This window comes from Ezakiella sp., assembly GCF_034180565.1.
Lineage (GTDB): Bacteria > Bacillota > Clostridia > Tissierellales > Peptoniphilaceae > Ezakiella.
In genome coordinates this window covers 26,520-41,739 of sequence record NZ_JAXFOB010000010.1, presented here as the reverse complement: position 1 = coordinate 41,739, position 15,220 = coordinate 26,520, and the positions used below count along the sequence as shown (strand labels likewise).

Here is a 15,220-nt window from a genome sequence, read left to right as displayed (position 1 = left end):
TATGATTTATTTTTTAATACCGATTTCAATAGTTATTTGCTATTTTTTTATGAAAAAGCGAGAAAATAAAAGAATTGAAGAAATGGTTTTAATGATTGAAAATTTTAACAATGGAGAATATTATACTCCGATGAAGCAAGATAATTTCTCGATTTTGGAAGACAGTATTTACAAGTTGTTTTTGAAAAATGTCGAGGAGCGGGAAAATATAAAACGATTATCTAAAAGTCAAGTTGAAAATTTCGAGAATATTGCACATCAAATAAAAACGCCGATAACATCAATGCTTATTGATTTGGAATTTATAAAAAAAGATGGTGTCAATGTTTCAAGTATTTCCGATGGTCTTAAAAGACTAAATTCACTTTCGGATATACTTCTAAAACTCTCGAGTCTCGATGCAAATTTGACAGAGATGAAGAAAGAAAAACTTAATATTGCCGAGATATTTCAATATGCGTTTGATATTTTGAACTTATCGGATGACAGTATGAAAATAGTAGAAAGTTATAATTGCAAGTCGTTTACCGGCGATTTTTATTGGATTAGTGAAGCTGTGATAAATATTTTAAAAAATGCTTCTGAAAAATCGTCAGAGATTATAATTTCAAGCTCCGAAAATCCGATTTATGTTGAGATTTGTATTGAAGATGACGGTGGGGGAATAGATAATACGGAATTTAAGAAGATTTTTCGACGTTTTTATAAATCACCTGATTCAAGCGGTTTCGGAATCGGACTTAATATGGCGAAGACAATTGTCGAAAAAAACAACGGCACAATTTCTGTAAAGAATGGAGAAAAAGGTGCGATTTTTTCGATGAAATTTTATAAATGATTTTCACTTGTCACAGAAAAGTCACTTTCATTATGTAAGATTGGGTTAGTGAAAGGAGAATTCTATGGAAATATTAAAAATAGAAAATTTAAAAAAGATGTATGGCAAAGGGGAAAATCTTGTAAATGCTGTAGATGATGTTAGTTTTTCGATCGAAAGAGGGGAGTTCATTGCAGTTGTTGGACCGAGTGGTTCCGGTAAGTCGACTCTCCTACATTTAATTGGAGGGGTGGATCGTCCAAACGAAGGAAAGATTTATATTGAAGGAACTGATATTTCCAATTACAACTCAAAGGAGCTTGCGCTATTCCGAAGGAGAAAGGTCGGTATCGTTTATCAGTTTTACAATCTAATTCCAAATTTGACTGTGAAACACAACATTGAGCTGCCGCTTATACTTGATGGAAGACGGGTAAATACGGAGCTTTTCGATGACATTGTGAACAAACTTGGAATTTCAAAAAAGCTAAACAACTTTCCAAGCGAACTTTCGGGTGGTCAAAATCAAAGGGTTGCAATTGCAAGAAGTTTGATTTACGAACCGTCGCTTTTACTATTGGATGAACCAACGGGAAATCTGGATCGCAAAAACTCAAATGAAATAATTGAAATTCTTAAATATTTCAATCACACTTCGAATCAAACAATAATTCTTGTTACACATGACGAAAGTGTGGCACTTGAATCTGATAGAATCATAACTATTGTCGACGGGAAAATAGCGGGAGATGAGATTAATGAATAAAAAGAATTTCCCGATTTTTATATCTCTACTTATAATGAGCGCGTTCATAACATTTATATTTTATCAAGGATATTCAAATATAAATTCTAACAAAAAATTAGTGCTTTCAGATAACTATTATCATGCCGAAATTGGAGAAAAGCTCACGCCGGAAGAAATAAAAAAATTGAACAACGTAGAAAATGTGGTTTTAGCAGGTGGAGTGCTCCCGGAAAATACTTCAGCGTTAATTAATGACTCAAGGATTGCAATTTCTTATGAAGATCAAGATGCGATAAATATGCATGAATTTTCATATTTATTGGATGGGGAGTTTCCGAAAAATACGGATGAAATTTTGCTTTCAAAAGATGTGTGTGAAAGCAATAATTTAAAAATAGGTGACACAGTCGAAATAAGTTTTGGAAAAAGAATTATAAACGGAGAAGCGATAAATCCGATAGACGCAGTTATAAAAAATGAAACTTTTAAAACCGAGTTTACGAAAAGTTTAAAACTTGTCGGCATATATGAGAATCAATATAATAAAAATTCAAAAATCGCCTATGGACTTATGATGCCGGATGTAAATATGAGTCTTGTGCCGGTTTTAAAATTCAAGGATTTTGTGCATGCATATAAGAACAGTCAATCAATTGAGTCAAATATAGATGAAGTATTGGGTCGAACAGAGAGTGTAAGGTTTAACCAATCACTTGTGCATTATTACAGCGCGGACAGAGATTTCACAACAAAAATCGCATCAAAAATTGTAACAATATTCATTATTTTAGTAACAATAATTTTGTTTGTATTTTTTATAAGAAATCTTTTTAAGGTTTGGGCAATCAAAAAAATAAAAGAACTCTCTGTCTATAAGTCAATTGGCTCGACGGATTTTCAAATCTATAAAATGCTTTCGAAGGAAGCGGTTTTTATATCTATAATTCCGATATTAATCGGACATATTATAGGTTTTATTGGAATTATCTTTTTGTTTAAATATATACGCGGAGTTGATGCGCCTTCAATATTTATAAAAGTGGAATTTAACGCAGTTTTGAGTGTTGTTATTCTTGCGATTTCATTTATTGTGGTTTTGCTTTCGATAATTTCTCCTGCACGAAAAGTGTCTAAAATCAATATAATCGACGGCATAAAAGGAAATATAGATTACAAAGAATCTAAAAAGAGAAGAAGCGAAAACATTTGGTCGGAGCTAAGTAAAAATAATAGGGCAAATTTAAAATCGCAAAGATATATTTCGTCAATCGGGATTATAATAATTTCATTTTTCATTGTTGCATTATCAATTAACTTATATTTTAATGATTACTACTTTTACGATGACGGTTACAATATTTTGGTACAATATTATAGTCGGAAAAATCAAATTCCGCCCGTTTTTGAAAAAATCATTAATGGAGTTCAAAATGACAAGAGTTATATTTCGAAAAAGAAATACGTCTCAGTGAAATACGATTTTGATTTATCGGATGAGGCTATCTCGAAAAATGTGGATAAAAATCTCAAAAAATATATGAAATCTAAAGAAAAAGAATCGCTCGACGGATATGTAATTGCACTTGATGACTATGCATTTAAAAAGTTGGGCGGAGAGAAGGGTAAAATTTTACTCTTTAACAATGTGCAGACGGATATGTATGAGCCGAACTACAAGGCAAAAATGGTTTCGTATATAGATGAGCCGGATGAACTTTCAATAAAACTTTATAATGGCGAGGAGAAGAAAATTCATATTGACGGTATTATAAGTGACAGAAAAGACTTTGAAACATATTTTAGACCTTATGGAATTTTAATATATACGAATTTTGAGGAATATTTTAAACTGTTTGGAGAAGAAAGTGAGCCGAGGTATGGAGGTTCGTCGTTTGTGCTGAGGCTACACACAAATGATTTAAATTCTGAAAATCTTGATTCATTTATTTCGAAGACAATTGATGAAAACTTGTCAAAAGGCGAGAGCTATAATTATGAAATCGGAATGGAAATTCAGGAAAAGCAGGAAAAGTCTACGCAATTGTTTAAACTTATTGTACTTGTAATCTCAGCGATAATAATCGTTTTAAATATCACAAACGCATATTCATCAATCAATCTCAGTCTTTTGAGTAGAGAGAGGGAAATAGGAAGTCTTTATTCGTGCGGAATGGATAAGAAAATGATTCACACGCTATTAAGAAAGGAATTTATTGCGGAGGAGATAAAATCGTTTGTAATTGCAGTTGTTGCAACGTTTGTGTTTATGTTTATTTTGTCATCACTCTCGGAAAAATTTAATTTCAAAATTTTACTCAAAGAATTTGGTTATTTAGAATTCTTAATCTCGTCAGTGCTCGTTTATGTAATAAATATTTTTATTTATAATATAACTCTTCGAAAAATTCTACAAAAACCTATTATAGAAATTATAAAAGAAGAATAAAAAGCCCGATTTTATCAGGCTTCGTTTGTGAAAATATTTCTCGTTCTGTCAGTATAACGCTTGCGGTCATAGAACGCGTGGTAGATTTCTGTGAATTTTTCGTTTAGATAAAAGAGTTCTCGAGATTTTTCGGGAACTTTTTTTATGTCCGAATACTTCAATATCAGCGCGTCTTTATTCTTTATTTCCAAAAGTTTTTCGATGCCTTTTTCGCTTGCGGCGAGAGGGCGAATGAATTTTGTGGTCTTGTGGTTTATATAGTCGCTGTTTTTCATTCCGATTACCGCCTTTAAAGTTTCCCTCTTTATGCGGGAGCGTGAGAGTCTTTTGTGGTATGCGTTTTCGATAAATTCGTCGAAATTTTTTGAAGTAAACGCGGCGGTTCTTATGCGGGCGATATCGGAGTCGTCCAGATTTTCGAAGTCTCCGTTTATTGCGGCAATCAAAATCGACGAAAAGATTTTGTCGTTTGCATTAAAAAGCATTCCGCCTTCCGACTTTATCTTTTCACGTATCGGACTTGCGCTAAAACCGGTAAGTTCTGTGCTGTTGTAGTTGCTCACAACGCGTTCTATCGGAAAGAATCCGATTTCTTTCGGAAGATTTTCGATATATTCTATCGCAAGCAAGTCGTTACTTTCGGGATATATCCCGAATTTTTCTCGAATTTCTTCTCGAAGAAACATGTTGTATGAGATTTTGTCGTCAAACTTTTCAAGCGACTTTCTTTTTTTCGAAGTAAATTTTGCGGCACCGGATAAAAAGTTTTTGTCGGCGTGTTCGGCGCCGAAAAAGATTAGGTCAATGATTCCGGTGTCGGATAATATTCGAACGGATTCTTTTGAAAACACTGTCGCACCGTTTAAAGAGTAGATTGCCGGAAGTTCGAGAACGATGTCAACTCCGGCGTCAACTGCAGACTTCGCACGTGTCCATTTGTCAAAAATCGCAAATTCACCGCGCACCGTGTAGTCGCCGCTCATGATTGCGACAATTGTGGCGTCCGGAAACTGTTCGCGTGCTTTTTTTATTATGTACTTGTGTCCATCGGTCGTCGGATTGAACTCCGCAACAATTCCAAGTGTCGTCATAATATCCTCTCTTTCACATATAATTATATAATTGAAATAAATTAATTGCAAATTTATAAAAAATGTTTATTTTTCGTTATTTCACTTGATTTTTCATCACAATTGGTATATCATTATATGAGAGATTAATTTCAAATAAAGAAAGGGTGTTTAAATGAAAATTTTAGTAATTAATTGCGGAAGCTCAAGTTTAAAATATCAATTGATCGATATGGCAAACGAAGATGTTTTGGCAAGCGGATTAGTTGAAAGAATCGGGATTGAAGGCTCGAAATTGACACACAAGAAAGACGGAGAAAAGTTTGTAACTGAAACTGAAATGAAGGACCACAGAGTTGCTTTGAAACTCGTTTTGGACGAACTTTTAAACAAAGAACACGGAGCAATTTCCGATTTGAAGGAAATCAATGCTGTTGGACACAGAGTTGTTCACGGTGGTGAAAAGTTCAATGATTCAGTTGTTGTAGACGACAAGGTTTTACAAGAAATCAAAGAATGTTTCGCACTTGCACCGCTCCACAATCCTGCAAACCTTATGGGAATTGAAGCTATTCAAGGTTTGATGCCTGAAGTACCGAATGTTGTAGTTTTTGATACAGCTTTCCACCAAACAATGCCGGAAGAAAATTATTTATACGCTCTTCCTTATGAATATTATGAAAAATACAAGGTTAGAAGATACGGCTTCCACGGAACAAGCCACAATTTTGTTTCGATGAGAGCTGCTGAAATGCTCGGCAAAAAACGTGAAGATTTAAGAATCATCACATGCCACCTTGGAAACGGAAGCTCAATGGCTGCTGTTGACCACGGCAAGGTTATCGACACATCAATGGGTCTCACACCGCTTGAAGGCGTATGTATGGGAACAAGATGTGGAGATATGGACCCTGCAATTGTTACATTCATTATGGAAAAAGAAGGACTTTCTCCAAAGGAAATGGACAATGTTATGAATAAAAAGAGCGGTGTTTTAGCTCTTTCAGGCATTTCATCAGACTTCAGAGACATCGAAGCTGAAGTTGGCAAAAACAAGAGAGCAGAAATCGCTCTAAATCAATTTGCTAACCGTGTAAGAAAATATATCGGCGCATACGCAACACAAATGGGCGGCGTTGATGTAATAGTATTCACAGCAGGTGTTGGTGAAAACTCAATCGAAATGAGAGAACAAATTCTTTCGAAACTCGAATTTATGGGCGTTAAAGTCGATAAAGAAAAGAACAATGTCAGAGGCAAAGACGCTATCATAAGCACAGACGATTCAAAGGTTATTGCAATGGCAATTCCTACAAATGAAGAACTTATGATTGCAAGAGATACAAAAAGACTTACGGAAAATAAATAAACTATTGACAAATACAAAAAAATAGTTTATAATATCCTATTGACTGATAAATTTTTAGGAGGTGTAATTTATGGCAGTACCTAAGAGAAGAACGGGCAAAGCTAGAAAAAACAAAAGAAGAGCTTCATCCTACACTCTTCCAAGAGTTAGCGTTATGAAATGCCCGGAATGCGGAGAACCTAAGAGACCGCATAGAGTATGCCCACACTGTGGATATTACAATAAAAGAGAAGTTATTACAGTAGAACAATAATTTGTTTGGGAGCCTTACTTTTGATGTTAAAAGTACGGCTCTTTTTTACGCTTGAAATAATATGATTTTTATCATATAATTAATATATATGGAGGTCGGTATGAAAATTTTACTTGATTCGAGTGGTCTTGACAAGGGACCTGAGATTGTCATCGAGGCGGCAAAAAAAGCCAAGAATGATTTGAATATTCAAGTTGCAATTGTAAGTCTTCCCGGTTTGAAACAAAAGATCGAGGAAGCGGGCATTGAGTTTGTACCGGCTGAAACCGAGATCACTCCGGACTATGAAAATCCCGCGCTTGCCATAAGAAAAGAGAAGAAGAGCACTATTGTTGTGGGACTCAATCTTTTAAAAGAGGGAAGCGTGGATGCATTTGTTTCGGGCGGAAGCACCGGAGCGGTTCTCGCAGGCGGTATGCTTATTGTTGGAAGAATTCCGGGCATCAAAAGAGCGGCGCTCTCGACAAATGTCCCGACAAAAAAGGGACACGTTGTTTTGATTGATATGGGGGCGAATGTCGACGTTACGCCGGATGTGCTTTATTCATTCGGAGTTATGGCAAAGTGTTATGCTGAGTCGATTTTAAATATTAAAAATCCGCGCATTTCACTTTTAAACAACGGCGTCGAAGAGCACAAAGGAAACGCTCTTACAAAGGAAGCATATCAGCTTTTTAAAAACAGCGATTTGAATTTTGTCGGAAATATGGAAGCGAGATATATTTTTGACGGAGATGCTGACGTAGTCGTTATGGACGGCTTTGCCGGGAATGCGATTGTAAAAGCACTTGAGGGCGGATTTAGATTTGCAAATTATCTTTTAAAGAACTCGGCAAAGAAAAGTTTTTTAACAAAAATCGGTTTAGGACTTGCAAAGCCGGGATTAAAAAAGGAAATGAGTATATTGGATTCCTCGCAATACGGCGGGGTACCGCTTTTGGGACTTAAGAAAACTGTTGTCAAGGCGCACGGAAGCTCTGACGTTCATGCGATATACAATTCGATTGTAGTTGCAAAAAACTCAATTGAGTCCAATATGATTGAAAAGATAGAAAATTCATTTAAAGGAGAAATATAAAATGGATATTGAAAAGAGAATTTACGATTCAATTGCTTCACAATTTGGCGTTGAAGCAAACACTCTAAATGAAAATACTTCATTTAAAGAAGATTTGAATGCGGATTCGCTCGATTTGGTTGAACTTATTATGGCACTTGAAACTGAGCTTAATATCGAAGCGGATGATGAAGATTTGGAAAATATTGAAACAATCGGCGATTGCATAAATTTTGTTAAAAAGAGCATTTAAGAAGTGTTGATTTATCCGGTGGACATATCTGCCGGATTATTTTTTGAAGTTGAGGGATTATTTTGTTTCTAAAAGAATTGACCATAAAGGGTTTTAAAAGTTTTTTGAATACAACAAAGCTTGAATTTTTTCCTGGAGTTACTGCTATTGTCGGACCTAACGGAAGCGGCAAGAGCAATATTTCTGATGCCATAAGATGGGTTTTGGGAGAAACAAGTGTAAAAACTCTTCGCGGAAACAAGATGGAAGATGTTATTTTTACAGGAACGGACGATATCAAACCGGTAGGATTTGCGGAAGTTGAAATAAAATTCAGCGAATGCGAACTCGAAAGATTTCCATACTCTGAAATCGTTGTTTCAAGGAGAGTGTACCGCGACGGGGAAAGCGAGTACTACATAAATAAAAACAAGGTGAGACTGAAGGATGTGCGCGAGCTTTTCATGGACACGGGTTTGGGACGTGACGGCTACAGCATTATCGGTCAAGGGCAAATCGACAATGTGCTTTCGACGAAGCCTGAGGACAGACGTTTTATTTTTGAAGAGGCGAGCGGAATAAGTAAATTCCGTTATAAGAGAGAAGAAGCGCTTGCGAAAATAAAAAATGCAAATGACGATCTCGACAGACTCACGGATGTTTACAGTGAGATAAAAAAGAATTATGAGCGCTTGAAGACGGAAAGTTCAAAAGCGAAGGAATATACAGAGCTTGCAATAGTAAAGAAAGATTTGGAGCTCGATTTGTTGTACAAAAATTTAATTAAAAACGCAGACGACAGAAAGAAACTCCTGGATTCTATTGAGATTTACGAAAACGACAAGAAGCGCGAAAATGAAAATATCGTAAAACTCAAAGAAGATTCGAAAGAAATCGAGAAAAAAATCGACGCACTCTCGATTGTAATCGATAATGTTTCGAAAGAAAAAATGGAAGTCATCAGAAGTTTTACAGAGGCAAAGGGAAACCACAGGCTCGAAACGGAAAACATAAAAAGACTCGAGTCGGACATTTCGACTCTCAAGAGCACGATCGAGACGAATCTCGAAAAAATCGAGCAATATAAAACTTCGAACAAGGAATTGTCTATTATATTAAGTTCTACAGGTGACGGCGGACTCACAAGTGACGAAAAGAAAGAGAGAGCCGAACTTTCAGAAAAGCTAGAGGAGATGTCGAAAAATCTCGAAGCTTTAAGAGACAAGATGATGAGCGAAAATCTTTCATACAACAAAAGCAAACTCGATTTTGACTCGAACAAAAAACGTGAGGAGTTTTACGATGAAAGAATCGAAACTCTCGAAAGCTCTCTTCGAAATTTAAAGAGTACGCTCGAAATTTCGAAAAAAGATTTCGAAGATTTATGCGAAGGTCTTGAGAAAAAAAGGGGATCTCTAAAAGAACTTGAGGCAACGCTCGAAGAATCTCGAGAAACATTATCACGCATGCAAAAAGAGGCGCAGGAGCTTAGCCGAAATAAAGAAAATCTTGAGAACAAAATTAGAAATAACAAATACGAACTTGCACTCAAAAACAATATTTTGGAGCAGTATCAACTTTCGGGATTTTCAAACAAAAAAGTGAACGAAAAGTTTAAAAACGACAAGGGGTATCTCGCCGAAGTCACATACAATATCGACGTCGATTCGAAGTACACAAAGGCGATTGAAACTGCATTCGGTGCAAAATTAAATTATATAATAACGAGAACGCAAAACGACGCCAAGGAAATGGTTGAGTTTTTAAAGACCAATAAATTCGGAAGGGCGACATTTTTACCGCTCGAGCTTTACAACAAGCCGGCAAATTTTAAAGCGTTGAAACCTGACGAGGACTGTCTCGGTTATGCGGCGGACCATGTTAAAACAAGTCCGGAACTCGAAAATCTTATAAGGAGCGTTTTGGGTCCGATTGTGATTTTTAGAGATTTAAAAAGCGCAACTTTAAAACGCCGCGAATACAATTCGAGCATCGTTACACTTGACGGAGAGTTCCTCCACTTTTCCGGCTCTATAACCGGCGGTGAAGGGAAGAAAGAGCAAATCACACCTCTCTCTATCAAAAACGAAATCAAGGCGCTAAAAACGGATTTAAGCGCGAATGAAGGGGCTCTTAAAAAATTGGGCGATGCAGAAGCGTTAATAAATAATTTCAACAGCTTCAAGGAGAAGTATGACTCGAGCGTTCGAGATTACGAAAATTATAAAAACGAATTTGCTAAAGATCAGAACGAGAAAAATCTTATGGAAGACAAACTCGGCGCACTCGAAGAGAGAAAAGCCGGACTTTTGGAGGAATTAAAAAAGATTAATGCCGAAAAGAGCTCGATTTTGATTGATGAGATTTCGGACGAAGCATATGCGAAATCGAAGTCGGAATACGAGAGCTACAAATCCGAGTTCGAGAAATTTAAGGAGTCGGCTGACGAATCTTTGAGGGAGTTAAACGAAAAGGAAAACAATATAAAGCTCTTTTTGTATAAAAAGGAAAATGCGCAGTCGAGAATTGATGAGAACAATTTGCATGTGAAGAATTTGGAAATTGAAATCGAAAATATGAAGAAGACTCTTGAAGAGAGCGAGAATATGCTCGAAGAAAAAGGTAAAACCAGGGATTCATTCTTCAAGAGTATGACCGAGTTTGAGGAAAAGGAAAAATTAATCGACTCAAAAACAAATGAACTTTACAAAGAGCGAAATGAACTCAGGGCGAAGTTTGAAACTCTCTCGATTCAAGAGGACTCTATAAGAGAAAACATCACGGGCATAAATGAAAAAATAAATTCCGACAATTTAAAAATTGCGAGAATTGATGAAAACCTCGAGATAAAAAAGAATGATTTGTTGAATGAATATAATATTTCATACGACGAATTTATTGTAAGTGAAAGAGAAACGGCGTCTTTAAGAGAGCTCACACAAAATATAAATGAAATAAATTCTAAGATTGAATTGATGGGACCGGTCAATATGTCGGCAATTGCGGGATATAAGGAAGCGCTTGAAAGAAAGACTTTCTATGAAAAACAAATTTCGGATTGTAAGGATTCTATTGACGACTTACTTTCGATTTTGAAAAAGATAAATCGCGATATGAAGGCGCAATTTAACGAAGCATTTGCAGAAATAAGAAACAACTTCAAATATGTATTTGAAGAACTATTTAACGGTGGAAAAGCGGATCTAACGATGACGGACCCGGACGACCCGTTAAACACAGGAATACAAATCATTGCAAAACCGCCGGGAAAGAAAGAACAACAGCTTAGCCTTTTGTCGGGCGGAGAAAAAACTTTGACTGCAATGGCACTTCTCTTTGCATTTTTAAAACTTAAACCGTCGCCTTTTTGTATTCTTGACGAAATTGATGCGGCGCTCGACGATGCAAACATTATGCGTTACACAAATTTCCTAAGAAAGCTGAGCGAAGACAGCCAATTCTTAATTATCACACACAGAAAACCGACTCTTGAAGTTGCGGATACGATTTATGGTGTTTGCATGAGAAAGAAGGGTATAAGCGATATCATAAGCATGAGAATTGAAGAATATGAAGAAGAATAAATAAATAATAATATTTTGATGAAAGCGGCAGAGATGTCGCTTTTTTTATGCGCGCAATCATTGAAAAGAAATACTATTTAATGTATAATGAAATATAATCTAAAATTAAGGAGAGAGCGAATGTTTAATTGGTTTAAAAATAAATTTTCGAAGAAAAAAGATAATGAAGAAAATAAGATTGAAGAAGTAATAGAAGAGTCAACAAAAAAAGTTGAAGAGCCCCAAAAGTCGGAGCCGATTTTTGAAAAGAAAACCGAGACTCATGAATTTGATAATGAACCGAGTTTTCAAAAGAAAACCGAGTCTCACGAAATAAAAAATGAGCCGACTTTTGAAAAGAAAATTGAAACTAAAGATGATGCATTAAAAACCGAAAACAAAAAAACAGAATTTTCTGAAAATAAGGAAGAACCTGTTAAAAGTAAAGTTTTTGAAGAAAAGCAATCCGAGCCGGCTCCGAGGATTGAGACGCGCGAAGAAATAAAAGAAGAACCGAAAAAAGAAGTTTTTGAAGAAAAGCATGAACTGCCGAAAAAAGAATTCATTCACGCGGCGGTAAAAAAAGAAATTGAAAATACTGATAAAGAAGAAGAGCTGAAAGACACAAAGGAAAGTGTGTTCAAGAGATTTATGAAGGGCGTTAACAAGACCAGAAAGAATTTCAGCTATCAAATAAACTCTGTGTTTACCGAGAATGATATCGACGATGATTTCTACGAAGAACTCGAAGAAGTTATGGTTATGGGGGATATCGGCGCATCGACAACAATGACAATCATCGATATTTTGAAAGAAAGAATTGTCGACAAAGGCATACACAAAACTTCGGAAGCAAAAGAACTTTTAAAAGAAATTATTTTGGAAGTTATGGATGAACATATCGAAGACAATTATCTGCACCTCGAACCGTCACCGGCGATTTTGATGCTTGTGGGCGTTAACGGAGTCGGAAAGACGACGACCTGCGGAAAGCTTGCATATCAATTCAAACAAGAGGGAAAGAGCGTTGCAATTATCGCTGCCGACACATTTAGAGCTGCCGCAATTGAGCAACTCGAAGTCTGGGGCGAGAGAGCGGGCGTTAAAATCATTAGCCAAAAAGAAGGTGCGGACCCGGCGGCAGTTGTGTTTGACGGACTCGATTATTCACTAAAAAATAATATTGACATAACGATTATAGACACTGCCGGTCGTCTTCACAACAAAGTGAACCTCATGAACGAACTCAACAAGGTAAAGAGAATTATTGACAAGAAGATGCCGGATGCGACGATGGAAGTTATATTGGCGCTCGACGCAACGACGGGACAAAATGCGCTTCTCCAAGTTAAGGAATTTAAAGAAGCTGCGGACATTACCGGTGTTTCTCTAAACAAACTTGACGGAACCGCAAAGGGCGGAGTTATAATTCCAATCCAATACGAAGAAAAAATTCCGGTAAAGATTGTCGGAGTCGGCGAATCGATTTACGACCTTCAACCTTTCGAGCCGGAACTCTTTGTAAATGCAATATTTGAGTAATTTTAAAATATTTATGAAAAATGCAAAAAAAGTATTGACAAGCGTTGGTTTATCTGATATTATATCTATGTCAACAAAAAAGGTTGACAAGGGGTTGTTGTTATGATAGAATATTTTGAGTTGGGAAAGCTCTATGATTTTTATAAGGAGCTTTTGACCGACAGACAAAGAGAAGCACTTGATCTATATTACAATGACGATTTGACAATGATTGAAATTGCGGAAGAGCTTGGCATAAGCAAACAGGCAGTTTCGACAAATATCAAAAACGGAGTTTCAAATCTCGAAAAATTCGAAGAGAATCTGAAACTTGCGAGAAATTTTTATATTATAGAAAGTGCAAAAGATAAACTTGAGAATTTATATAATAACTCTGTAAAGAAAAAAGATTTACCGACAGATGTTGAAGAAGAAATTTTTGCAATTCTAAGTATGCTCGATGAAATTTGATTAAAGGTGATTATATGTTTGAAAGTTTAAGTGAAAAAATACAATCCAGTCTCTCGAAGATTACCGGAAAGGGCAAGCTGAACGAAAAAGATGTCGACATGGTAATGAGAGAAGTAAAGATGGCTCTTTTGGAGGCGGACGTAAACTTTAAAGTTGTTAAGAACTTTACCAAAACCGTCAAGGAAAGGGCAATCGGAAAAGAGGTTATGGAAAGCCTCACACCGGCTCAACAAGTTATAAAAATTGTAAATGAAGAGCTCACAAATATCATGGGCGGCAAGGAAGAGAAGCTTGATTTTTCAAGAAAGCCTACAGTAATCATGATGTGCGGTCTTCAAGGTGCCGGTAAAACCACAACAACAGCAAAGCTTGCAGGGCTTTTAAAGAAGGACAACAAGAGACCGCTTATGGTCGGAGTTGACATCTATAGACCTGCGGCAATTAAACAACTTCAAGTTGTAGGTGAACAAGTCGGAGTTCCGGTTTTTGAAAGAGGAACTCAAACTCCGTCGAAAACTGTTCTCGAAGCGTATGAATACGCAAAGAGAGAAAACCACGACGTAATTTTGGTCGACACGGCGGGAAGACTCCACATCGATGAAACTTTGATGGAAGAGCTTAAAGACATTGAAAAAGCTGTGCCTGTAAGTGAAGTATTACTTGTGCTCGACGCGATGACGGGGCAAGACGCCGTAAATGTTGCAAAGACATTCGATGAAAGTTTATCGATTACGGGCGTTGTTCTTACAAAGCTCGACGGTGACGCAAGAGGCGGAGCCGCACTTAGTATCAGGTCGGTCGTCGACAAGCCGATAAAGTTCATAACAACTGGTGAAAAGCTCGACAAAATCGAGTCCTTCAAACCGGACAGACTCGCCGGAAGAATTCTCGGCATGGGCGATGTTTTGAGCTTGATTGAAAAAGCGGAAGCGGTTTATGACCAAAAGAAAGCCGAAGAACTCGAGCAAAAAATGCGCGACATGAGTTTTACATTTGACGATTTCCTCGAACAAATGGCGGCTCTAAAGAAGATGGGACCGATAAAGGACATCATGGGAATGATTCCGGGAATGAACAGCAAGGCGCTTGGCAATATTGAAGTTGACGAAAAACAAATGGCACGCATTGAGGCGATAATAAGAAGTATGACTCCGATGGAAAGGGCAAAGCCCGACATCATTGATGCTTCGAGAAAAGAGAGAATCGCAAATGGGTCCGGAACGTCACCTGTCGAAGTTCAAAAGCTTTTGAAACAGTTTAAAGACACAAAGAAGATGATGAAGAAATTCGGCAATATGACAAAGAAAAAGAAACCTGGCAAAATGGGATTTCCATTTTTTAAATAGGTAATAGATTTTGAGGAGGTGAATGATTTGGCAGTTAAAATCAGATTAAAGAGAATGGGTTCAAAGAAAAGACCATATTACAGAGTTGTTGTTGCAGACGCAAGAGCACCTAGAAACGGACGTTTTATTGAAGAAATCGGCTTTTACAATCCGGTAAGCGAACCTAAGGCTTGCAAGATTGATAAGGAAAGAGTTGAATACTGGATCGGCGTTGGTGCAAAACCGACAGACACAGTAAATTATCTCTTGAAAACTTATAATGTAACCGGCGATAAGAAAGCAGAAAAGGCTTCAGCAGAAAAAGAAGCTGAAAAAACAGAAGAATAG

13 protein-coding genes are annotated in these 15,220 nt (G+C 36.7%); 12 read left to right on the top strand and 1 reads right to left on the bottom strand.

Translation table 11 applies throughout. The annotated features are described in order from the left end of the window. Position 1 precedes the first annotated feature (1 nt). The 3 genes from SPI61_RS02040 (at position 2) to SPI61_RS02030 (ending at position 4,011) form a co-directional block, all read left to right on the top strand. Positions 2-838 (top strand): HAMP domain-containing sensor histidine kinase, encoded by an 837-nt coding sequence (locus SPI61_RS02040; RefSeq protein ID WP_321136477.1) that lies wholly within the window; start codon positions 2-4, stop codon positions 836-838. A 64-nt stretch (positions 839-902) separates the two neighbouring features. Beyond that, positions 903-1,583: an ABC transporter ATP-binding protein gene (locus SPI61_RS02035; protein ID WP_321136476.1), complete on the top strand. Its 681-nt coding sequence runs from the start codon at positions 903-905 to the stop codon at positions 1,581-1,583. Further along, a complete protein-coding gene (locus SPI61_RS02030) occupies positions 1,576-4,011 on the top strand; it encodes an ABC transporter permease (RefSeq protein ID WP_321136475.1) in 2,436 nt (811 codons plus the stop codon). The genes SPI61_RS02035 and SPI61_RS02030 overlap by 8 nt, the downstream gene beginning before the upstream one ends. Before the next feature lie 14 nt (positions 4,012-4,025). On the opposite strand, the gene SPI61_RS02025 is transcribed toward SPI61_RS02030, so the two are convergent. Continuing rightward, entirely contained in the window at positions 4,026-5,102 is a 1,077-nt protein-coding gene (locus SPI61_RS02025) for a nucleotidyltransferase family protein (RefSeq protein ID WP_321136474.1), read from the bottom strand. A gap of 154 nt (positions 5,103-5,256) precedes the next feature. Between SPI61_RS02025 and SPI61_RS02020 the strand changes: the two genes are divergently transcribed. From SPI61_RS02020 to rpsP, 9 genes are all read left to right on the top strand, one after another. Continuing rightward, on the top strand, positions 5,257-6,450 hold the full coding sequence (locus SPI61_RS02020; protein WP_321136473.1) for an acetate kinase: 1,194 nt from the start codon (positions 5,257-5,259) through the stop codon (positions 6,448-6,450). A gap of 70 nt (positions 6,451-6,520) precedes the next feature. Beyond that, on the top strand, positions 6,521-6,703 hold the full coding sequence (gene rpmF, locus SPI61_RS02015) for a 50S ribosomal protein L32 (protein ID WP_034545278.1): 183 nt from the start codon (positions 6,521-6,523) through the stop codon (positions 6,701-6,703). A gap of 100 nt (positions 6,704-6,803) precedes the next feature. Next, positions 6,804-7,781: a phosphate acyltransferase PlsX gene (plsX, locus tag SPI61_RS02010; RefSeq protein WP_321136472.1), complete on the top strand. Its 978-nt coding sequence runs from the start codon at positions 6,804-6,806 to the stop codon at positions 7,779-7,781. A gap of 1 nt (position 7,782) precedes the next feature. Further along, positions 7,783-8,013, top strand: coding sequence for an acyl carrier protein (gene acpP / locus SPI61_RS02005; protein ID WP_321136471.1), 231 nt, complete (start codon positions 7,783-7,785; stop codon positions 8,011-8,013). A gap of 62 nt (positions 8,014-8,075) precedes the next feature. After that, complete coding sequence (gene smc, locus SPI61_RS02000) at positions 8,076-11,576, top strand: chromosome segregation protein SMC (RefSeq protein ID WP_321136470.1); 3,501 nt, start codon at positions 8,076-8,078, stop codon at positions 11,574-11,576. 120 nt (positions 11,577-11,696) lie between these two features. Continuing rightward, positions 11,697-13,097, top strand: a complete 1,401-nt coding sequence (gene ftsY / locus SPI61_RS01995; RefSeq protein ID WP_321136469.1) for a signal recognition particle-docking protein FtsY — start codon at positions 11,697-11,699, stop codon at positions 13,095-13,097. Positions 13,098-13,199: 102 nt separating this feature from the next. Next, entirely contained in the window at positions 13,200-13,547 is a 348-nt protein-coding gene (gene ylxM, locus SPI61_RS01990) for a YlxM family DNA-binding protein (protein WP_321136468.1), read from the top strand. 14 nt (positions 13,548-13,561) lie between these two features. Then, positions 13,562-14,893 (top strand): signal recognition particle protein, encoded by a 1,332-nt coding sequence (gene ffh, locus SPI61_RS01985; protein WP_321136467.1) that lies wholly within the window; start codon positions 13,562-13,564, stop codon positions 14,891-14,893. Positions 14,894-14,911: 18 nt separating this feature from the next. Continuing rightward, on the top strand, positions 14,912-15,220 hold the full coding sequence (rpsP, locus tag SPI61_RS01980) for a 30S ribosomal protein S16 (protein WP_414601512.1): 309 nt from the start codon (positions 14,912-14,914) through the stop codon (positions 15,218-15,220).